Annotated in this window: 20 protein-coding genes; 14 read left to right on the top strand and 6 right to left on the bottom strand. The window is 67.2% G+C overall.

The features are described from left to right. Nucleotides 1-6 precede the first annotated feature (6 nt). The 6 genes from AC5P7X_RS17650 to AC5P7X_RS17625 all read left to right on the top strand — a co-directional run bounded on the left by AC5P7X_RS17650 (nucleotide 7) and on the right by AC5P7X_RS17625 (nucleotide 6,490). The gene (locus tag AC5P7X_RS17650) at nucleotides 7-1,446 is read left to right on the top strand and encodes an SH3 domain-containing protein (RefSeq protein ID WP_495215215.1); all 1,440 of its coding nucleotides are present in this window, start codon (nucleotides 7-9) and stop codon (nucleotides 1,444-1,446) included. After that, complete coding sequence (locus tag AC5P7X_RS17645; RefSeq protein WP_005415027.1) at nucleotides 1,443-2,537, top strand: dipeptide epimerase; 1,095 nt, start codon at nucleotides 1,443-1,445, stop codon at nucleotides 2,535-2,537. The genes AC5P7X_RS17650 and AC5P7X_RS17645 overlap by 4 nt, the downstream gene beginning before the upstream one ends. Before the next feature lie 595 nt (nucleotides 2,538-3,132). Continuing rightward, entirely contained in the window at nucleotides 3,133-3,981 is an 849-nt protein-coding gene (locus AC5P7X_RS17640; RefSeq protein WP_053498690.1) for a MurR/RpiR family transcriptional regulator, read from the top strand. Between the two features lie 15 nt (nucleotides 3,982-3,996). Then, a complete protein-coding gene (locus AC5P7X_RS17635) occupies nucleotides 3,997-4,758 on the top strand; it encodes a L,D-transpeptidase family protein (protein ID WP_495215214.1) in 762 nt (253 codons plus the stop codon). Beyond that, the gene (locus AC5P7X_RS17630; RefSeq protein ID WP_065179423.1) at nucleotides 4,755-6,056 is read left to right on the top strand and encodes an APC family permease; all 1,302 of its coding nucleotides are present in this window, start codon (nucleotides 4,755-4,757) and stop codon (nucleotides 6,054-6,056) included. The genes AC5P7X_RS17635 and AC5P7X_RS17630 overlap by 4 nt, the downstream gene beginning before the upstream one ends. A 110-nt stretch (nucleotides 6,057-6,166) precedes the next feature. Continuing rightward, on the top strand, nucleotides 6,167-6,490 hold the full coding sequence (locus tag AC5P7X_RS17625; RefSeq protein WP_495215213.1) for a hypothetical protein: 324 nt from the start codon (nucleotides 6,167-6,169) through the stop codon (nucleotides 6,488-6,490). A 100-nt stretch (nucleotides 6,491-6,590) separates the two neighbouring features. Here AC5P7X_RS17625 and yiaA read toward each other — a convergent pair whose 3' ends face one another. Then, nucleotides 6,591-7,043 carry an inner membrane protein YiaA gene (yiaA, locus tag AC5P7X_RS17620; RefSeq protein WP_014645710.1) on the bottom strand — a complete coding sequence of 151 codons (453 nt, stop codon included), beginning with the start codon at nucleotides 7,041-7,043 and terminating at the stop codon, nucleotides 6,591-6,593. A 169-nt stretch (nucleotides 7,044-7,212) separates the two neighbouring features. On the opposite strand from yiaA, the gene AC5P7X_RS17615 reads away from it, so the two are divergent. Next, complete coding sequence (locus tag AC5P7X_RS17615) at nucleotides 7,213-8,379, top strand: PQQ-dependent sugar dehydrogenase (RefSeq protein WP_495215212.1); 1,167 nt, start codon at nucleotides 7,213-7,215, stop codon at nucleotides 8,377-8,379. Nucleotides 8,380-8,443: 64 nt separating this feature from the next. Here the strand turns inward: AC5P7X_RS17615 and AC5P7X_RS17610 are convergent, their stop codons facing one another. The 4 genes from AC5P7X_RS17610 to folB form a co-directional block, all read right to left on the bottom strand. Continuing rightward, nucleotides 8,444-8,989 carry a hypothetical protein gene (locus AC5P7X_RS17610; RefSeq protein ID WP_206620656.1) on the bottom strand — a complete coding sequence of 182 codons (546 nt, stop codon included), beginning with the start codon at nucleotides 8,987-8,989 and terminating at the stop codon, nucleotides 8,444-8,446. A gap of 129 nt (nucleotides 8,990-9,118) precedes the next feature. Beyond that, nucleotides 9,119-11,293 carry a glycoside hydrolase family 3 N-terminal domain-containing protein gene (locus AC5P7X_RS17605; protein WP_005415018.1) on the bottom strand — a complete coding sequence of 725 codons (2,175 nt, stop codon included), beginning with the start codon at nucleotides 11,291-11,293 and terminating at the stop codon, nucleotides 9,119-9,121. A gap of 128 nt (nucleotides 11,294-11,421) precedes the next feature. Beyond that, nucleotides 11,422-12,693 carry a mechanosensitive ion channel family protein gene (locus AC5P7X_RS17600; RefSeq protein ID WP_053498700.1) on the bottom strand — a complete coding sequence of 424 codons (1,272 nt, stop codon included), beginning with the start codon at nucleotides 12,691-12,693 and terminating at the stop codon, nucleotides 11,422-11,424. Between the two features lie 62 nt (nucleotides 12,694-12,755). Beyond that, nucleotides 12,756-13,109, bottom strand: coding sequence for a dihydroneopterin aldolase (gene folB / locus AC5P7X_RS17595; RefSeq protein ID WP_005415016.1), 354 nt, complete (start codon nucleotides 13,107-13,109; stop codon nucleotides 12,756-12,758). Between the two features lie 363 nt (nucleotides 13,110-13,472). Between folB and AC5P7X_RS17590 the strand changes: the two genes are divergently transcribed. Further along, nucleotides 13,473-14,132 (top strand): hypothetical protein, encoded by a 660-nt coding sequence (locus AC5P7X_RS17590; protein ID WP_329843464.1) that lies wholly within the window; start codon nucleotides 13,473-13,475, stop codon nucleotides 14,130-14,132. A 33-nt stretch (nucleotides 14,133-14,165) separates the two neighbouring features. On the opposite strand, the gene tsaD is transcribed toward AC5P7X_RS17590, so the two are convergent. Then, nucleotides 14,166-15,191, bottom strand: a complete 1,026-nt coding sequence (tsaD, locus tag AC5P7X_RS17585) for a tRNA (adenosine(37)-N6)-threonylcarbamoyltransferase complex transferase subunit TsaD (protein ID WP_005415014.1) — start codon at nucleotides 15,189-15,191, stop codon at nucleotides 14,166-14,168. A gap of 166 nt (nucleotides 15,192-15,357) precedes the next feature. On the opposite strand from tsaD, the gene rpsU reads away from it, so the two are divergent. The 6 genes from rpsU to AC5P7X_RS17555 all read left to right on the top strand — a co-directional run bounded on the left by rpsU (nucleotide 15,358) and on the right by AC5P7X_RS17555 (nucleotide 20,505). Continuing rightward, a complete protein-coding gene (rpsU, locus tag AC5P7X_RS17580; protein ID WP_002808376.1) occupies nucleotides 15,358-15,573 on the top strand; it encodes a 30S ribosomal protein S21 in 216 nt (71 codons plus the stop codon). Between the two features lie 133 nt (nucleotides 15,574-15,706). Then, nucleotides 15,707-16,150: a GatB/YqeY domain-containing protein gene (locus AC5P7X_RS17575; RefSeq protein ID WP_005415013.1), complete on the top strand. Its 444-nt coding sequence runs from the start codon at nucleotides 15,707-15,709 to the stop codon at nucleotides 16,148-16,150. A 105-nt stretch (nucleotides 16,151-16,255) separates the two neighbouring features. Continuing rightward, entirely contained in the window at nucleotides 16,256-17,176 is a 921-nt protein-coding gene (locus tag AC5P7X_RS17570) for a YihY/virulence factor BrkB family protein (RefSeq protein ID WP_005415012.1), read from the top strand. A 61-nt stretch (nucleotides 17,177-17,237) separates the two neighbouring features. Further along, nucleotides 17,238-18,977, top strand: coding sequence for a DNA primase (gene dnaG / locus AC5P7X_RS17565; protein WP_005415011.1), 1,740 nt, complete (start codon nucleotides 17,238-17,240; stop codon nucleotides 18,975-18,977). 27 nt (nucleotides 18,978-19,004) lie between these two features. Then, complete coding sequence (locus AC5P7X_RS17560) at nucleotides 19,005-19,505, top strand: protein tyrosine phosphatase family protein (protein ID WP_253136919.1); 501 nt, start codon at nucleotides 19,005-19,007, stop codon at nucleotides 19,503-19,505. Nucleotides 19,506-19,533: 28 nt separating this feature from the next. Next, nucleotides 19,534-20,505 (top strand): bile acid:sodium symporter family protein, encoded by a 972-nt coding sequence (locus AC5P7X_RS17555; RefSeq protein WP_065179432.1) that lies wholly within the window; start codon nucleotides 19,534-19,536, stop codon nucleotides 20,503-20,505. The last annotated feature ends 103 nt before the right edge of the window (nucleotides 20,506-20,608 follow it).

Genomic DNA, 20,608 nt, shown 5'->3' with positions numbered 1-20,608 from the left:
CACCGCATGAGCCTGGCTTTCCGCGAACGGCACCGGCATTGGCCGCGCCGCTTGACCCTGGCCCTGTGCCTGCTGGCCGCCCCGGCCTTTGCACAGGCGGCCCCACCGCCCGACCCGGGTGCGCCGCTGCCCTATGTGATCGGCCTGCACGAGGCCTATCTGACCCCGCAGTATTGGGCCGCGCGCCTGGACGACGCCGATGCGCCGATTCTGGATCGCGCGCAGATCGCAGCGCAGAACGCGCGGATGCGGGCGCAGGACAGCCACATCCAGGACATCGCCGCACTGCCCGCCCAGCTTGATGCGGCGACGGTGCGTGCCAGCATCACCGCGCTGTCGCGCTGGCCCACCCGCGCCCTCTACAACGACAAGGGCCAGGCGATCGCACCCGCGCTGCGCAGCGCGATCGAAGCCAACCTCGGTCTCGATGCGATTCCCGTCCAGGTGGCACCGGCCTACGGGATGGTGGTGAAGCGTGCCGCGCTGCGCACCTTCCCCACCCGCGAGCGCGTCTTCAGCAGCGTCGGTGACACCGACATCGACCGCTTCCAGGAATCGGCACTGTTCCCCGGCGACAAGGTGGCCGTGGTCCATCGCAGTACCGATGGCCGTTGGCTGTTCGTGCACAGCGAGCGCTACAGCGCGTGGATCGAAGCCGACGCCATCGCCAGCGGCGACAAGGCCACGGTGCTCGGCTACGGCGCGAAGGGACCGTACCGGATCGTCACCGGCGCCACCGCGCAGACCGCCCATACCCCGGAGGAGCCGCGCGTCTCGCGCCTGCAGCTGGACATGGGCGTGCGCCTGCCGGTGCTGGCCGACTGGCCCGCGTCAGAGCCGGTGAACGGCCAGCAGGCCCACGCCTCGTGGGTGGTGCAGTTGCCGGTACGCGAGGCCGATGGCCGATTGAAGCTGGTGCCGGCGCTGCTGCCGCGCTCGCAGGACACCGCCGCCGATTACCTGCCGCTGACCCCGCGCCTGTTGCTGCAGCAGGGCTTCAAGTTCCTCGGCGAACGCTACGGCTGGGGCCACGACTACGACACCCGCGACTGCAGCGGTTTCGTCTCCGAGATCTACCGCAGCTTTGGCGTGCTGCTGCCGCGCAATACCAGCGCGCAGGCGGTCAGTCCGGCGCTGGACCGCCTGCCGTTCACCGGCAAGGACGGCAAGGCGGTGCGCGACCGTGCCGTCGCCAGCCTGCAGGTGGGCGACCTGGTCTACATTCCCGGTCATGTGATGATGGCCATCGGCCACGTCGACGGCCGCACCTGGGTCATCCACGATACGGCGGGCGGCAGCTGGTTCGGTACCGACGGCAAACGCGTGCAGGCCCATCTCAATGGTGTTTCGGTCACGCCGCTGGAGCCGATGATGGCCAGCGACACCGTCCGCTACATCGACCGCATCACCAACATCCAGCGCCTGCGGGCCAAGACTCCTGAATGAAGATCACCGCCATCGAACTGGGCATGCTGCGCGTGCCGTTGAAGACACCGTTCAAGACCGCGCTGCGCACGGTGGAGACCGTGGAAGACGTGGTGGTGCTGATCCGCACCGACAGCGGCAACACCGGCTATGGTGAAGCCCCGGCCACCGCAGTGATCACCGGCGATACGCACGGCTCGATCATCGAAGCGATCCGCCACTTCATCGCCCCGCGCCTGATCGGCCAGGACGTGGTCAACCTCAACCACCTGTGCACGCTGGTGCAGACCGCGATGGAGCGCAACACCAGCGCCAAGGCCGCGGTGGAGATTGCGCTGTACGACCTGTGGGCGCAGCTGCACGGTGCCCCGCTGTACCAGATGCTCGGTGGCGGCGACCCGGTGATCACCACTGACATCACCATCAGCGTGGACTACATCGACAAGATGGTGGCCGATTCGTTGTCGGCGATCGAACGCGGCTTCGAGTCGTTGAAGATCAAGGTCGGCAAGGACATCGGACTGGACATCGAACGGGTCAAGGCGATCCACGCCGCCGTGGAGGGCCGCGCCCTGCTGCGCCTGGACGCCAACCAGGGCTGGACCGCCAAGCAGGCGGTGCATGCGATGCGCACGCTGGAGGAAGCCGGCGTGGTACTGGAGCTGCTGGAGCAGCCGGTGAAGGCCGCCGACATCAGCGGCCTGAAGTACGTCACCGACCGCGTCAACACGCCGGTGATGGCCGACGAGAGCGTGTTCAGCCCGAGCCAGGTGATGGACCTGATCCAGCAGCGCGCGGCCGACATCATCAACATCAAGCTGATGAAGACCGGCGGGCTGTCCAACGCGATCCGCATCGCCGACATCGCCGGCATCTACGGCGTGCCGTGCATGATCGGCTGCATGATCGAATCTAGCATCAGCGTGGCCGCGGCCGTGCACCTGGCCGTGGCCAAGAGCGATGTGATCACCAAGGTCGACCTCGACGGTCCCTCGCTGGGCCAGTTCGATCCGGTCAGCGGCGGCGTGCATTTCAACGAATCGGAGATCAGCATCAGCGACGTGCCGGGGCTGGGTATCACCGAAGTGCGTGGGCTGGAGATGCTGGGGTGATTTCTGCCTTGCGGTTGGCCTGGCATACAACTGACTTTTGGTCGGGCGTTACTTTTCTTTCTGCGGAAAGAAAAGTAACCAAAAGAAACGCTCCGCCGCCCGCGAGCCGACGTGCTGCGCACGTCGGTGCCCTGCGCTCCTCGGTCCACCGAGGGACGGCGCGGAACTCGCTGCGCTCAGACACCCGCGCCTCTTCGCCCTCGCCGGACCTGCGGTACTCGGCTCGCTTGAAGGCGGACTCAACGTCAAAGGCAACAACTGCACCCCGTGGATCCACGGCATGCGTGGATGCTCCCGCTTCTGCCCTACCTCGTAACCCCTTCGCAGCTGGCACGCGCGCGATCTGTCCGGGGTCGGGCGGGTGGGGCTTGCGGGGGTGTCCGCGCCATGGGCCCGAGGCATGCCTCGGGCGGGTTGGGCAGGACGCCCAACCCCGGTCTTGCCGTTTGCGCAGGACAGCGCAAACGAGCAAGCGCGGCCAAGCCTCCATGGACGGATTCACGGCGTCCCCCGCAAACCCCACCCGCCCGACCCACCACATAATCTGCTCTACGCTGCCAACCGCAACGCGCCTACACATGCCCGGACGCCCCGCATGCCGCCCCTGCTGAAGATCCGCACCGAGCGCGGGCAGATGTCTGCCATCGAGCGCCGCATCGCCGACTTCATCCTCGACAACGCCCACCTGCTGCGCGACTACTCATCGCAGCAGCTGGCCAGTGCGCTGGGCATCAGCCAGTCCAGCGTGGTGAAGTTCAGCCAGAAGCTCGGCTTCAAGGGCTACCCGGACCTGAAGTACTCGATCGGCCAGGACGTGGCCCGCGCCGGTGCCGATCCACAACAGGTGCCCAGCGAACCCGACAGCGGCGATGACTACCTGCGCCTGGGCGAGGCCCTGCGCCGCAGCAAGGCGCAGGCCGAGGAGGAAACTCGCCAGGCCAATCCACGCGAGGAGATCGAGCGCATCGTGCAGCTGCTCGACGGCGCACCCAAGCTGTTCGTCCATGGCCTGGGTGACGACGGCCTGTTCGCCCGCGAGTTCGCCATGCGGCTGTCGCTGCTCGGCCTGCTGGTCGTGCCGCATACCGACCCGATCCTGATGCTGGCCAACCTGTCGGCCGCACGCCCCGGCGATGTGCTGCTGGTGTTCTCCGAATTCGGCAACCTGCCGCAGCTTTCGCAGCTGTCGCGGCAGTTCCAGGACATGGGTGGCAAGGTGATTTCCATTACCCGCCACACTGCCAACCCGCTGCGCGCGCATGCTGATGCGGCACTGGCGGTCTGCGCGCACGACCGCACGCCGCAGGTCGCGCAGCTGCTGTACCGTAGCGCCATGCACGCCCTGCTCGATTTCCTGTTCGTGCTGCTCTGCCACACCAATCCGGACCGCCAGCAGCAGCTGGCGGTGAACCTGGAGCGGATCGACCACCTGCTGGATTCCTGACCGGAGCACCTGTTGATGAAATCGCTGGTTCGCCTCGCTACCGCTGCGCTGCTGCTTGCTGCGACGGTGTCCGTTCAGGCGGCGCCGCTGGATGGCGCGCGCCAGCTGATCGTGGTCACCAGCGATGGCTGGGACAGTACCCAAGGGCAGCTGCAGGCCTATGTGCGCGATGGCAAGGGCTGGCACACGCACGGACAGGCGTTCCCGGTGGCGCTCGGCCGTACCGGCAGCGCCTGGGGACTGGGCCTGCATCCGGCACAGGCCGATGGCCCGCAGAAGCAGGAAGGCGATGGCCGCAGCCCTGCGGGCGTGTTCGCGCTCGGCAGTGCGTTCGGCTATGCCGTCACACGCCCCGGCACCGCAATGCCTTACCAGCCGATGCTGGACAGCAGCTACTGCATGGACGTGCCCGGTTCGCCGTTCTACAACCGCATCGTCGATGAGAAGAAGGTCGGCAGTGCAGCGATCAAGGGCTCCACCGAGCCGATGCGGCTGGATCTGCACAACAAGGGCGACGTGCGCTACCGGGAGGGCTTCGTCATCGCCCACAACCCGCACAACCAGCCCGGCAAGGGCAGCTGCATCTTCGCCCATCTGTGGCGCACGCCCGGCGAGGCCACCGCCGGCTGTACCGCCATGCCACAAGCGCGCATGCAGGCGCTGCTGGACTGGCTGCGGCCGCAGGATACGCCGCGCTTCGTGCTGCTGCCGCGCACCGAGTACCAGCGTCTGCAGGTGCAGTGGCAGCTGCCCGCGCTGAGCGGAGACGCCCGTTGAGCGCGCAGGACGAACCACAGCTGCAGCGCGCGGTCAGCCGCTGGCAGATCGTCGGCCTGTCGATCAACGATGTGATCGGTAGCGGTATCTACCTGCTGCCGGCCGCCACCGTTGCCCTGCTCGGCCCCTTCAGCCTGTGGGGCGTGGTCGCCGCTGGCATCGTCGTCGCGCTGCTGGTGCTGTGCTACGCGCAGGCCGCCAGCTACTTCGATGAACCCGGTGGCAGCTACCTCTACGCACGCGAGGCCTTCGGCCGCTTCGCAGGGTTCGAGATCGGCTGGATGATCTGGCTGACCCGCATCAGCTCGGCGGCCGCATTGAGCAACGCGCTGGCCGATGCGGTCGCGCGCTTCTGGCCGTGGGCCGGCGCCGGCATGGGTCGCATCGCGGTGATCGTGGTGTCGCTGGGCTTCCTGACCGGCGTCAACATCATCGGCGTGCGCTCGGCCGCGCGCACCGGCGTGGTGCTGGTGATCGGCAAGATGCTGCCGCTGTTGCTGTTCGTGGCCATCGGCGCGTTCTATATCGATCCACAGCTGGCCTTCTCCGGCCAGCGCCCGGACCCGCATGACCTGCAACGGATGGGCGAGGCCGCCCTGCTGCTGCTGTACGCCTACGCCGGCTTCGAGAACATCCCGGCCGCGGCCGGCGAGTACCGCAATCCACGCCGCGATATTCCGTTCGCGCTGATCACCATGATCATCACTGTCACCGTCATCTATGGCGCGGTGCAGGTGGTGGCGCAGGGTACGCTGGCCGGCCTGGCCAGCTCGGCCACGCCGCTGGCCGACGCCGCAGCCGGTTTCGGCGGCGAGGCCCTGGCACTGATCCTCACCATCGGCGCGACCATCTCCATCCTGGGTACCAACAGCAACACGATGATGATGGGCCCGCGATTCCTGTTCGCACTGGCCCGCGATGGCTACGGCCCGAAGATCCTGGCGCAGGTGCATCCGCGCTTCCATACGCCGGCCGCATCGATCCTGTGCCAAGGCCTGATCGCGCTCGGACTGGCGCTGTCCGGTTCGTTCGTGCAGCTCGCCCTGCTGTCGATGACCACGCGCCTGTTCGCCTACATCGGCACCGCTGCCGCCGTCCTGGTGCTGGCCAAGCGCTACGCGGATCGCCCAGGCGCGTTGAAGCTGCCCGGTGGCCCGCTGATTCCGGTACTTGCGCTGCTGCTGTGCCTGGCCCTGTTCGCCAGTGCCAGCTGGCAGAACATCGCCGCTGCACTGGTCGCGTTCGTCATTGGCGCGGTGATCTACACGCTGCCGCGCAAGGATGCGGACGCCGGATGAACGGGGCGCCGGGCCATGCCCGGCGGATTGATCTGGCGATCACGCTGTCGGACCGGACCGTTAACCGCCACGCAGGCACGATCAGGTTTCGTCCACAACGGAGCCTTTTCATGACCGAGTACCAGATTCCCGGCCGCGTACCGGACGACAGCACGCCGCGCGACGCGGTCAGCGACTATTGGCGCGAGCGCTACACCGCCGAGCCGTACTACGACGACCAACTGTTCTTCGAGGACTACGAGCCGGCCTACCGGATCGGCCATGGCGCGCGCGCGCAGGACATGATCCGCGCCTATGAGGAAGTGGAGCGCGAACTCGAATCGCGCTGGGCCAGCGAACGTGGCCGCAGTCGCCTGGACTGGGCGCAGGCACGCAACGCCGTGCGCCGTGGCTGGGACGAAGCGCAGCTGGCGGATCCGCGCTTGAAGCGATAGCACCAGGCTGCTGTAGAGCCGAGCCTACGCTCGGCTCTCGCCCCACGTTTAGGGTCGAGCCATGCTCGGCTGAGCCGAGCATGGGTTCGGCGCTAGCGAATCATTCCTGTTCCGGCAGCGGCGGCACGATCGCGCTGCGCTTGCTCTCGCCACCACCGGCGGCGATCAGGTCGCGGGTGTTCTTCTGCACAGCCACCGCACCGAACAACGACAACGCATACGCCATGCCGTAGAAGCCCTTCTCGCTGGGTGCCAGCGTGGCGTTCCACAGGCCGACCAGCAGCAGCATCAGCGCCGACAACAACGCGAACCAGCACAGCGCGTAATACAGGCCGCTGACCGGAATGCCTTCGACGCGGTCGCGCACGCTCTTCTGCAGCGACACCGCCGCGAACAGGCCGAACAGCAGCAGGGTCAGGTAGTAGCCCTTCTCGTTGAGCGCCATCGTGGCATTGAACAGGCCGATCAGGTACGCCGCCGCACCCAGCAGCAGGGCCACCCACGAGGCGGCGATGAAGGCGGTGGAGGGCTTGTGAGGCATGGCAGTATTCATTGCAGGTCCTTGGCAGGCAGACGGGCATGCTTTGCCCGGGCGTGCCCACCCTAGACGATCCCGCCGCTGCCGCACAGGGGGGCGCAGGACCTTCGGGCCACGACGGTAACGGCTGCGGTGGTATACAAGGGGCAGCCCGGCCATCCGCATCCCCGCCCTGGAGATACCCATGACCCGTACGCCCCTGCTGCTCGCCCTCGGCCTCGTGCCGATCCTCGCCACCTCCGCCTGCAACGCCGCCGATCCGGCTTCGGGTACCGCCCAGGCCACAGCGCCTGCAGCCACCGCCACCGACCAGCGGCCGTTCACCGCCACCGAAGTCAGCCGCTTCGACCAGCCCTGGGCGATGACCTTCCTGCCCGACGGCAGCCTGCTGGTCACCGAAAAGCGCGGCACGCTGCAGCACCTGGACCCGGCCAACGGGCAGAAGCACGAAATCACCGGCGTTCCCAAGGTCGCCTATGGTGGCCAGGGTGGCTTCGGCGACATCATCCTGCACCCGGACTTCGCCCGGAATCATGTTGTTTACGTCAGCTACGCCGAGGAAGGCACGCTCGACACCCGCGGTGCCGCGGTGGCCCGGGCCACGCTGGCACTGGATGCCGACGGGGGTGGCCAGCTGAAGGACCTGAAAGTGATCTGGCGGCAGAGCCCCAAGGTCAGCGGCGAGGGCCACTACGGGCATCGCCTCGCGTTCGGCCCGGACGGCAAGCTGTGGATCAGTTCCAGCGAGCGCCAGAAGTTCGATCCGGCCCAGGACATGGGCAGCAACCTCGGCAAGATCATCCGCCTCAACGACGATGGCAGCCTGCCCGCCGACAACCCGTTCGCCTCACAGGGCGGGGTTGCCGCACAGGTGTGGTCGCTGGGCCATCGCAACATCCTGGGCATGGCCTTCGACGCCAACGGCAAGCTGTGGGCGCATGAGATGGGACCCGCCGGTGGCGACGAGTTGAACCTGATCGTGCGTGGCGCCAACTACGGCTACCCGATCGTTTCCAACGGTGACCACTACGACGGCCGTCCGATTCCCGACCACGACACCCGCCCGGAATTCGCCGCCCCGAAGGTGACCTGGACGCCGGTGATCTCGCCGGCCGGCTTCATGATCTACAGCGGCAGCCTGTTCCCGCAGTGGAAGGGCAGCGGCTTCATCGGCGGCCTGTCGTCCACCTCGCTGGTGCGCGTGGCCCTTGATGGCGACAGCGCGCGCGAAGCCGAACGCTTCAACATGGGCGAGCGCATCCGCGAAGTGGAACAGGGCCCGGATGGCGCCCTGTGGCTGCTGGAAGACGGCAGCAAGGCGCGCCTGCTGAAGCTCACGCCGAAGGCATGAGGTGCCGCCGGCCGCTGGCCGGCACGTTTCTCCGCAACGGCCCCGCGTGCGGGGCCGTCTGCGTTCACTGGATGGTGATGACCTTCACCTCGGTCTGCGTGCAGGCCTTGTCCAGGCACGTTCCGTTCAACCACACCTGTCCATCGCCAATCATCACGCCCTGCTGGTTGACGAAGACCTTGCCGAAGTCCTGCCCGGACACTGCCTTGACCACCGCCGGGGTAATGATCTTCTCGTAGTTCCGCTGGAACTCACCGGGGCCAGTGATCTTCTTTCCGTCGCTGATGTTCAACGGGAAGCGCACTTGCTCGACCACCGCGGCACGATCACCGCCGACCACGGCGGTCTTGAACGCGTTGAAGACCTTCTCGAACTGCGCGGCATCGCCGAGCAGCGATTCGATGCGCGCACGCGCGTCCTCGGCGGGCGCCTCCGCGGCCGGTGCGGCGGCGGCAGGTTCGGCAGCCGGCGCCGCCGGTTCAGCGGCAGGTGTCGCTGCCGCGTTCGCTTCCATCGGTGGCGGCGCATCCGCCGCAGGCTGCGCCGGCGGCTCAGGCTGCGAACAGGCCGCCAGCAGCAGAGCGGGAATCAGGTAGGCCATCCGGCGCATACGCGCACTCCATCGAAACAGGAAGCCCGATGGTAGCGCCGCCACAGTGACGGCAACAAAAAGGGGACGGAGGGGATTAAGTCGTTAGTGGCACAAACGACTTAATCCCCTCCGTCCCCTTTTTTCTGATCAGGCCTTCAGCAGTTCGAACTGCACGGCTTCGCCGGCGGCCGACGAGGCGCAGACCCACAGGTCGAACTGGCCCGGCTCGGCACGCAGCACGCCATCGCGGCCGGTGAACGCCAACTGCTCGCGGGTCAGGGTGAACACCACGTCGGCAGACTCGCCCGGCTGCAGCGCCACCTTGCGGAAGTCCTTCAGCTCACGCACCGGACGTACGCGGCTGGCCACGCGGTCGTGGATGTACAACTGCACCACTTCCTCCCCGGCCACATCACCGCTGTTGGTCAGCGTGGTGGTGATGGTCAGGGTGTCGTCCCAGCCAAGCTGCACAGCACTCAGCTGCGGCACGCCGTAGGCGAAGGTGGTGTAGCCGATGCCGTGGCCGAACGGGTACAGCGGCTCGTTCGGAATCTCGCGCCAGCGGGCCTTGAACTCCGACATGGTCGGCAGCTCCGGACGGCCGGTGCGCGGGTGGTTGTAGAAGTACGGCTGCTGGCCGGACACCTGCGGGAAGCTGACCGGCAGGCGGCCGGACGGGCTGTAGTCACCGAACAGCACATCGGCCACGGCATGGCCGGTCTGCGTACCCAGGTACCAGGTCACCGCCACGGCCTGCGCATTGCGCACCGCGCCCTGCAGCGCCAGCGCGCGGCCATTGCGCAGCAGCACCACCAGCGGCTTGCCGGTCATCGCCACGGCCTCGGCCAGTGCCTGCTGTGCCGGCGGCAGGGTGATCTCCACGCGCGACTGCGCTTCACCGCTGTAACGCTGCGGTTCGCCCAGCGCCAGCACCACCACATCGGCGCGCAGCGCGGCAGCCACCGCCGCTTCGGTACCGCCCGGAATGGCCGCTTCCAGTTCGCAGCCCGGCACGATTTCCAGCAGCGCTTCGTCGCCGATGGCGGCACGCACGCCGGTTTCCAGGTCGACGTAACGCTGTTTGTCGCCGAACAGCGTCCAGCAGCCTTCGATGTTCTCGCGGTCCTGCACGAACGGGCCGATCAGCGCGATCTTCTGCCCGGTCTTCTGCAGCGGCAGCACGTTGTCGCGGTTGTTCAGCAGCACGATCGAACGGCGCGCGGCATCGCGCGACAGTTCATCATGCGCAGCGATATGCGAGGTATCCGCTTCGCGCGCCGGGTCCAGCGAACGGTACGGGTCGTCGAACAGGCCGATGGTTTCCTTCAGCCACAGGATGCGGCGCACGCCTTCATCCAGCACCGCCATCGGCACTTCGCCGCTCTCGACCAGGCCCGGCAGGTGCTCGGCGTAGAAGCCGCTCTGCATGCTCAGGTCCAGGCCGGCGGTGAATGCCTTGGCGGTGGCATCGCGGTCGTCGGCTGCATAGCCGTGGGCGACCAGCTCCATGTCGGCGGTGTAGTCGGAGATCACCACGCCCGGGAACTTCCATTCGCCGCGCAGGATGTCGGTCAGCAGTTCAGCGTTGGCACTGGCCGGCACGCCGTTGATGTCATTGAACGAGGACATCACGGTGATCGCGCCGGCCTCGAAGGCGGCCTTGAACGGCGGCAGGTGCACATCGCGCAGGGTCTGCGGCGAGATGTCCACCATGTTGTATTCCATGCCGGCCATCACCGCGCCGTAGGCGGCGAAGTGCTTCGGCGTGGCCAGCAGCGAATCGGCGGCGCGCAGGTCGCTGCCCTGGAAGCCACGCACGCGGGCGGCGGCGAACGCACAACCCAGCACCACGTCCTCACCGGCACCTTCGGCACCCCGGCCCCAGCGCTGGTCGCGGGCGATGTCCACGGCCGGGGCATAGGTCCAGTGCAGGCCGGCAGCGGTGGCTTCGATGGCGGTGGCGCGCGCGGTGCGCTCGGCCAGGTCCGGCTCGAAGCTGGCGGCCTCGCCCAACGGAATCGGGAACACGGTACGCATGCCGTGGATGACGTCGGCGGCCAGGATCACCGGGATGCCCAGGCGGCTCTCCTCGGTGGCGACCTGCTGGATGCGGCGGCCCAACTCGGCGCCCACGCCATTGAACAGCGAGCCGACCTTGCCCTCGCGCACCTGCTGCAGTACCTGGTCGGCATTGCGCACGTTGGCTTCCGGGTTCACGTCCGGGGCGAACGGGCGGACCATGTCCGCGAAGACACCCAGCTGGCCGACCTTTTCCTCGACGGTCATCTGGGCAATGAGGGATTCGATGCGATCGGAGGCCACCGGCAGTCCTTGATGAAAACGTTTACAAGCCCGGCATTCTAGCGATCCCGAGCCATTTGGCGAGAGGTTTCTTCGTTCAGTTTCAGCCAACAGCGGGGCCCGTATGGTCCCACCGGGAGCACCGCAGCTTACTCCGAGCCGGCCATCTGGCGCTGCCCGGCCATCAACATGGCATCGCTGGAGGCCTGGAACACCCGCAAGCCGAACGCCGGCAGAATCGCCAGCAGGTGGTCGAAGATGTCCGACTGCACGGCCTCGTACTCGCTCCAGGCGGTGCTGCGGGTGAAGCAGTACAGCTCCAGCGGCAGGCCTTCGGTGGTGGGCTGCAGCTGCCGCACCAGCAGGGTCATGTCGGTATGGATGCCCGGGTGGCTGCGCAGGTAGCGCTCCACGTAGGCGCGGAAGGTGCCCAGGTTGGTCACGCGGCGGCTGTTGACCTCGGCCACGCCCTGCTCGCGCAGGCGCCCGTTCCACTGCCCCAGCTCCTGTTCCTTCTCACGCAGGTAGTCGCGCAGCAGCGCGAATTCGCCGAGGAAGGCCAGGTCGCCCTCGTCCAGGAAGCCGACGCTGTGCTGGTCCAGGTACAGCGCGCGCTTGATCCGGCGGCCACCGGCCTCCTGCATGCCGCGCCAGTTCTTGAACGACTCGGTCACCAGCTTCTTGGTCGGGATGGTGGTGATGGTCTTGTCGAAGTTCTGCACGGTGATGGTGTGCAGGGCGATGTCGATGACGTCACCGTCGGCGTTCTGGCTGGGCATCTCGATCCAGTCGCCGATGCGCACACGGCCATCGCCACTGATCTGCACGCTGGCCACCAGTGACAGGATGGTGTCCTGGAAGATCAGCATCAGCACCGCGGTGGCGGCGCCAAGGCCGGTCACCAGCGGGCCCAGCTTCACCCCAAGCAGGGTGGCGACGATGGACAGGCCGGCGGCCACGAACACCACGATCTTGACCACCTGCAGGTAGCCCTTGATCGGCTTGTTGCGCGCATCGGGCTTGCGCTCGTACAGGCTGTTGGCCGCGTCCAGCGCATGCGAGAACGCCATCGACACCGTCAGTACGGCCCACACGATGCACAGCTTGATGATGACGTTGACCAGGCTGGGCGGCAGGTCGGGGATGAGGGTGATGCCCGAAGCGATCACCTGGCTGGGCACCACGTTGGACAGGCGCGAAATCACCCGCATCAAGTGGCTGCCGCGGCCGGACTCGGCACCCGGCAGGCGCTGCAACAGGCGCCGCAGGCCACGCAGCAGGATGCGCTTGGTCACCCAATTGGCCAGGCCGGCGGCGATCAGCAGCGCCGAGATCATCAACGCCAGGTAGGCGCCGGGATAGGGTTCCAGTGTGTTCTGCAGCCGTTCCAGCCACTGTACCGCCACCACCGCATCCACCATCCGTTGTCTCCTTGCTTTGTCGTTGTTGTTGGGGTTGCCGGCCGGCGGCCGGATTTACCGGATCAGTCCCGCGAGCGTTCGATGATCACGCCCACCGCGCGCGCGCCGCGCACCGCGCCCGGCTTGCTCAGCTTCAGGCGCAGCCACTTCACGTCGAATTCGTCCAGCACGATCTGCGCGCAGCGCTCGGCCAGCGTCTCGACCAGGCCGAACTCCGACTCGCGCACGAACTGCTCCAGGCGCTTGCTCACCGCCTTGTAGTTCAGGGTGTGGGCGATGTCGTCGGTGGCCGCAGGGCGACGGTTGTCGAAGCCCATTTCCAGGTCGAACACCAGGTCCTGGCGGATCCGTCGCTCCCAATCGTAGATACCGATCAGGGCGTCGATCGTCAGCCCTTCGATGAAAACCTTGTCCATTGCGCTTACCGGCACGAATACAGGAAGCCATGGTAACGGCACGGCGGTGAGCCTGCCCGGAACGGGCGGTCGGCGGCCGGCGTGGGGCGGTCCGGAAAAGACAAAGGGCCCCGCTAGCAGGGCCCTTTGGTACTACCGTTTGTCCCCGGGGGGAGCTGTTGAACAGCCGCGAGTCCCGGTGGCGCAGGCACGCAGAGTAGGCAAGGACCAGATCGTCGGTCAAGGCCAATTCCGACAGGCAAGCTCAGGTATTCGTCCGAGGCGAAACACAGAGAATCGGCCGCACGGACAACGACGTTCCCTTATGGTTGTTGCCCGCCTGACTGGCCAACATCGATCCATTCTTCACCACCGCACATCACGATGGCTTCATACGATGCACTGCGGCGCGCGTTGTCAGCGGAGCGTCTGTCCACTTACGAGAGAATCGCATCGACCTGCGGCCCCGACGTCACAGCCGAATCCCTCTACCTCTGGAACATGCGGCTGTGCGGTGCACTGATGATGCCGGTCCATCTGTGCGAGGTGGTCACCCGCAACGCCGCGGCAATGGTTCTTGTTCGGCAGCACGGTCCACGTTGGCCCTGGAATGATGCCTTTAGACGCAGGCTGCCAACTTCGTCCAGTACTTCTCCACGCACGGCACTGGAACAACTTGCCAGTCGCGTAAGCGATACACCTGAAATCGTCGCCAACCTGCCTATGGTGTTCTGGCAGCAGCTATTCACATGTCGCTTCGATTCCACGCTGTGGATACCGGCACTCAGCGGAGTCCTGCGCCACGCGCCTTGCGCCCACCCCAGTGTCATCCGGAAAGCCATCCACGCGGATATTGGCCGCATCCGCCACCTGCGCAACCGCATCGCCCACCACGAACCCATCCTGGAGCGCGACATCGGCGCTGACCTCGCCGCGATCGGTCGGCTGATCCATGCGCGCTGCCCGCACACCCTGGGGTGGCTGCAGCGCCATGAGCGGGCGACGACGGTATGGGCGGCGTCGCCGTTGGCCGGGCGTCCGTAAAGCGTCCGCCGGGCGTGGCCCGGCGCTACCGGCTCAGACCGCCGGCAGGGTCGCCATGTCCCAGCGCGGGGTCACATCCACCTTCGGCGGGCTGTGCTGGCCAGCCTGCAGCCGCAGTGCGCCAGCGAAGGCGATCATCGCGCCGTTGTCGGTGCACAGTGCAGGCCGCGGGAAGCAGGCGCGGCCGCCGAGGCGCTCGGCCATCTGCTGCAGGCGGGCGCGCAGGCGCTTGTTGGCACCTACACCGCCGGCAACCACGATCACGTTGGTCCCGGCCGCTTCCAGCGCGCGCTCGCACTTGATCGACAGGGTCTCGACCACCGCGTCCTCAAAGCCCCGGGCAATGTTGGCGCGGGTCTGCTCGCTCTGGTCGCTGTCGCGCCAGGCCATCAGGACCTGGGTTTTCAGGCCGGAGAAGCTGAAATCCAGCCCCGGGCGGTCGGTCATCGGCCGCGCGAAGCGGTACGCGCCCGGCGTGCCCTGCTCGGCCAGCCTGGCCAGCTGCGGGCCGCCCGGGTACGGCAGGCCCATCAGCTTGGCGGTCTTGTCGAAGGCCTCGCCAGCCGCATCGTCCAGGGTTTCGCCCAGCAGGCGGTACTGGCCGATCGCGTCCACCGCCACCAGCTGGGTATGGCCACCGGACACCAGCAGCGCCACGAACGGCGCTTCCGGCGGGTCGTCTTCCATCAGCGGAGCCAGCAGGTGGCCTTCCATATGGTGTACGCCGACGGCCGGTACCTCCAGCGCCCAGGCCAGCGATCGGGCCACGCCGGCGCCGACCAGCAACGCGCCGACCAGACCAGGCCCGGCGGTGTAGGCCACACCATCGATATCGCCCACGCCCAGGCCGGCGTCGGCCAGGGTCTGGCGCACCAGCGGCAGCAGCTTGCGGACGTGGTCGCGGCTGGCCAGCTCGGGCACCACGCCACCGTATTCGGCGTGCAGGGCGATCTGGCTGTAGACCGCATGGGCGCGCAGGGCCGCGCTGCCGGCCAGGTCGGTGTCATACACCGCCACGCCGGTCTCATCACAGGAAGATTCGATGCCAAGGACTCGCATGCCTGCTATTATGACGCCCCTGCCGCCCCCTCGGGGGACGTGCAGATCTCACTGCTTTCGAACCGCCGGCCCGTATTCAGGGTTGGCCGCTTGCAGTTTGTCGATTCGCCGCTATAATGTGCGGCTCGCCGGGCGTGACCCGGTTCTACTGTGTCCCGGAGATTCCATGCCCAGCGTCAAAGTCCGCGAGAACGAGCCCTTCGAGTTTGCTCTTCGCCGCTTCAAGCGCACTTGCGAAAAGGCCGGTGTGCTGGCCGAAACCCGCAAGCGCGAGTTCTACGAAAAGCCGACCCAGGAGCGCAAGCGCAAGGCCGCCGCTGCTGTGAAGCGTCAGCTGCGCCGCTCGTCGCGCGACGTCACCAAGCGTCAGCGCCTGTACTGATCGGACGCATCTTCATTGCGGCGGGCCTGCCCGTCGCGATGGAGCCGGAGCCGGCACGCGCGAGCGTCGCCGGCTTTTTGCGTTTCCGGGTTCGGGCATCCGCCCCGCCCCACCTACCACCACGAGGTTCCTCATGAGCATGAAGCAGCAGCTCACCGAAGACATGAAGGCCGCCATGAAGGCGGGCGAGAAGCACAAGCTGGGCGTGATCCGCCTGATCAATGCCGCCATCAAGCAGCGCGAAGTGGACGAGCGCATCGAGCTGGATGACACCGCCGTGATCGCCGTGCTCGACAAGATGGTCAAGCAGCGCAAGGACTCGGTCAGCCAGTACGAAGCGGCCAACCGCGAAGACCTGGCCGAGATCGAGCGCGCCGAGATCGTGGTCATCGAAGCCTATCTGCCGGCCAAGATGGGCGAAGCCGAGATCGTGGCCGCCATCCAGGCCGCCATCGCCGAGACCGGCGCCTCCGGCCCGGCCGACATGGGCAAGCTGATGGGCGCACTGAAGCCCAAGCTCGCTGGTCAGGCCGACATGGGCCTGGTGTCCAAGCTGGTCAAGCAGCAGCTGGCGTAATCCGGTACACGGAGTCGGATCCCTTTCGCAACGCGAAAGGGCTCTGACCCCATTGATGCACCCGCTTCACCGCACCTTCGTCGGTCGCCTGCTACAACCACACCCATGGTTGAACCCGAGCCCAACGTTCCCGTGTCCCTGCACAAGTACCTCAAGCGTCTGCAGGACAGCTTTCCGATGGCGGTGGCCAAGCGCTTCATCGACGTCGACGTGCTGACCCAGGCCGCCTCCGTTTCCTTCTACGCCCTGCTGTCGATGGCCCCGCTGCTGGTGCTGCTGCTGTGGTTGACCGCTTCGCTGTACCCGCCGGCACAGCAGGCGCTGATCGACCAGATCAGCTCGGTGGCTGGCAGCAGCGCGGCTACGGTGGCCGAAACCGTCCTGAAGAACGCCGACAACCAGCCCGACGTCGGCTCGTTGGCGGGGCTGTGGAGCACGCTGCTGCTGTTCGTCGGCGCCACCGCCGTGTTCGCGCAGCTGCAGAACGCGCTCAACCTGATCTTCCGCACCAGTGGCGAGCGCCTGGAGGGCATCAAGGCCTGGCTGCGCAAGCGTGTGTTCTCGTTCGGCGTGGTGCTGGCCCTGGGCTTCCTGCTGATCCTGTCGATGACTGCCACCACGGTACTGCAGGTGGCCTTCGCGCAACTGCCCTCGATCCTCCCCGCGCTGGGCTACGTCACCAGCCTGCTGCTGTACGCGGTGGGGTTCGCCTTCATGTACCACTACCTGCCCGACCGCCGCGTGGCATGGCGCCAGGCCTTCATCGGCGGCGTCATCACCTCGGCACTGTTCGCACTGGGCCGCTACGGCATCGGCGTCTACATCGCCACCGTGGCCCCCGGCAGTGCCTACGGCTCGATGGGCGCGCTGGTGATCTCACTGGTCTGGATCTATTACGCGACCGTGGTCTTCTTCGTTGGCGCGCTGATGACCGCGGTGATCGATGAGCGCCTGCGCGCGCGCCATCACCTGGCCGCCGCCGGCATCGATCCGGCCACCGCCAGCCAGGTACCCGACAGGGGGTAAACTAGGGCAACCGCCCCCGGTTCCGTCGCGTGGTCCTGTACCGCGCCCTGCCCTGTTGCCCATGGCCCGTATCCCCGACGCTTTCATCGACGACCTGCTGGCCCGCACCGACATCGTCGAGGTGGTGGGCAGCCGCGTGCCGTTGAAGCGCCAGGGCAAGGAATACGCCGCACGCTGCCCGTTCCATGACGAGCGCTCGGCCTCGTTCACGGTCTCGCCCACCAAGCAGTTCTATCACTGCTTCGGCTGCGGCGCGCACGGCACCGCGATCAGCTTCCTGATGAACTACGACCGCCTCGAGTTCCTCGACGCGGTGGATGAACTGGCCAAGCGTGCCGGCATGGACGTGCCGCGCAACGAAAACCCGCGCAGCCCCCAGCAGCAGGACGACAGCCGCGAGCTGTACTCGGCGCTGGACGCCGCCACCAGGTTCTTCCAGAAGAATCTGGAAGGCAGCGAGAAGGCACGCGCGTATCTGGAAAGCCGTGGCGTGGACGAAGCGAACCGCGCGCGCTTCCAGATCGGCTACGCACCGGATGGCTACAGCGGCCTGCGCGATGCGCTGGGCAAGGACGAGCGCCGCATGAAGCTGCTCGACCGCGCCGGCCTGTTCTCCAAGAACGATCGCGGCCACGTCTACGACAAGTTCCGCGACCGGGTGATGTTCCCGATCTTCGACCGTCGTGGCCGGGTGATCGCCTTCGGTGGGCGCGTGTTCGAGAAGGACGACGGCCCCAAGTACCTCAACTCGCCCGAAACCGCGCTGTTCCACAAGGGCCGCGAACTGTACGGCCTGTGGCAGGTGCGCCAGGCCAACCAGAAGATCGAGCGGTTGATCGTGGTCGAGGGCTACATGGACGTGGTCTCGCTGTTCCAGTTCGGGGTCACCCAGGCGGTGGCGACGCTGGGCACGGCGACCACGCCGGACCATGCCGAGCTGCTGTTCCGCAACGCGCCGGACGTGTTCTTCTGCTTCGACGGCGATGCCGCCGGCCGCCGCGCCGGCTGGAAGGCCCTGGAGTCGGTGCTGCCGCGCATGAAGGATGGCCGCCAGGCGTTCTTCCTGTTCCTGCCCGATGGCGAGGACCCGGACAGCATCGTGCGCAAGGAAGGCGCCGAGGCCTTCAACGAGCGCCTGAAGCAGGCCACGCCGCTGTCGCAGTTTTTCTTCGATGAACTGACCCGCGAGATCAACCTGGGCACGCTGGACGGCAAGGCACGCCTGGCCGAACGCGCAAAGCCGATGCTGGCGCAGATTCCCGACGGTGCCTTCGGCGACCTGATGAAGCAGCAGCTGGCGCAGCTGACCGGCCTGGGCGGCACTGCCCAGGCCACGCGCGCGCCGATGCCGCAACGCCAGCCACAGCGGACGATCCAGCCGGTGGCCAAGCGCAGCCTGGTGCGCGGCGCGATCGCCGTGCTGCTGCAGCAGCCGTCGCTGGCGCTGACCCTGGGCGGAAAGCATCACTTCCAGGGCCTGCGACTGCCGGGCGTGGAGCTGCTGCTGGAACTGCTGGGGCTGGTCGAACAGCGCCCGGACATCAGCACCGGCGCCCTGCTGGAACACTTCGACGGCCGCGAGGAACAGGCGTCGCTGCACACCCTGGCGGCACAGACCCTGCCTGGCACCGAGGCCAGCTGGACCCAGGAACTGCACGACGCGGTGGCACAGCTGGAGAAACAGCTGCTGGTGCAACGTCTGGAGGAGTTGTTGGCAAAGCAGCGCCAGCAGGGCCTGGATGATACTGACAAATACGAACTGCGCGAGCTGCTGAAGGCCCGCGCCGGGCTGCGCCTGTAGCGGCAGAACGTTTTCACGGAGAGGACCATGCTGCTGCGCCTGACCTGCCTGCTGTTGTTGTCGCTCTGCCTGCCACTGGCGGCCCTGGCCGCAGATGGCCCGCTCAGGGAAGTCCGGCCGGGCCTGTATGCCGGCGGCCAGCCCTCCGCCGCACAACTGGGCGAACTTGCCGCGCAGGGCGTGCGCACCGTGATCGACCTGCGCCAGCCCGGCGAGGACCGGGGTTTCGACGAAACGCGCGTTGCCGAATCATTGGGCCTGCGCTACGTGCGCATTCCGGTGTCCGGTGCCGAGGGGCTCGATGCCGCCAACGTGCGCGCCGTGCACCAGGCCCTGCGGCAGAGCCAGGGGCCTGTGCTGCTGCACTGTGCGTCCGGCAACCGCGCCGGCGCCGTGCTCGGCCTGGTCAACGCACGCTACGAACATGCCAGCCCCGAACAGGCCCTTCAGCTGGGCCAGCGTGCTGGCCTGACCTCGCTGGAAGCCGCCACCCGCCAACGCCTGGCCACGCCGGTCACCTCACCCTGAACCCTCCGCACCAAGGACTCTGCCCACCATGACCCGCTGGTGGTCGCGCCTGCGACCGGACAACTTCACCCTCGCCCTGCTGTGCACCGTCGGCCTGGCCTCCCTGCTGCCGATGAAGGGCGCCGCCGCCATCGTCCTGGACGATGTCACCACCGTCGCCATCGCTGCACTGTTCTTCCTGCATGGCGCGCGCCTGCCACGTGAGTCGATCATTGGCGGCATGCTGCACTGGCGGCTGCACCTGACCATCCTCGCCTGCACCTTCCTCCTGTTCCCGCTGCTCGGGCTGATGTTCAAGCCGCTATCGGGCTGGCTGCTGACCCCGGAGCTGTACCTGGGCGTGCTGTTCCTGTGCACCCTGCCCTCCACCGTGCAGTCGTCCATCGCGTTCACCTCGATGGCGCATGGCAACGTGCCCGCAGCGGTGTGCAGTGCCTCGTTGTCGAGCATTCTCGGCGTATTCCTGACCCCGCTGCTGCTGACCGCGCTGGCGGGCACCTCCGGCGGCGTGCACGACCCGCTGCATGCGATCGGCGGCATCATGCTGCAGCTGCTGGTGCCGTTCGTGGCCGGCCACCTGCTGCGGCCGTGGATTGCCGGCTGGGTGGAAAAGCAGCGCGCGCTGCTGCGTTACACCGACCAGGGCACGATCCTGCTGGTGGTGTATTCGGCGTTCGGCGAGGCGGTGACCGAAGGACTGTGGAGCAAGACGCCGCTGCTCTCGTTGCTGGCCGTAGCAGTGGTGGCCGCCGTGCTGCTCGGCATCGCCATGCCGCTGATCACCTTCATCGCCCGCCGCCTGCGTTTCAACCGCGAGGACGAGATCGCCATCGTGTTCTGCGGCTCGAAGAAGAGCCTGGCCACCGGCGTGCCGATCGCCAAGGTGCTGTTCGCCGGCGGCAGCCTCGGCGCCATCGTGCTGCCGGTGATGATCTACCACCAGATCCAGCTCATCGTCTGCGGCGTGATCGCGCAGCGGTACGCGAAGCGCGCGCCCTGACCCGACGGGAGGACATCCACGCATGGCGTGGATCTACTGTAGAGCCGAGCCCGCGCTCGGCCAACACCTGTGATCCGGAGTAGATCCACGCCATGCGTGGATG

It is taken from the genome of Stenotrophomonas sp. YJH_SMC_53, from assembly GCF_059369995.1.
Note: the sequence above shows the minus strand (reverse complement) of the source record. Positions and strands in the feature narration are given on the sequence as shown.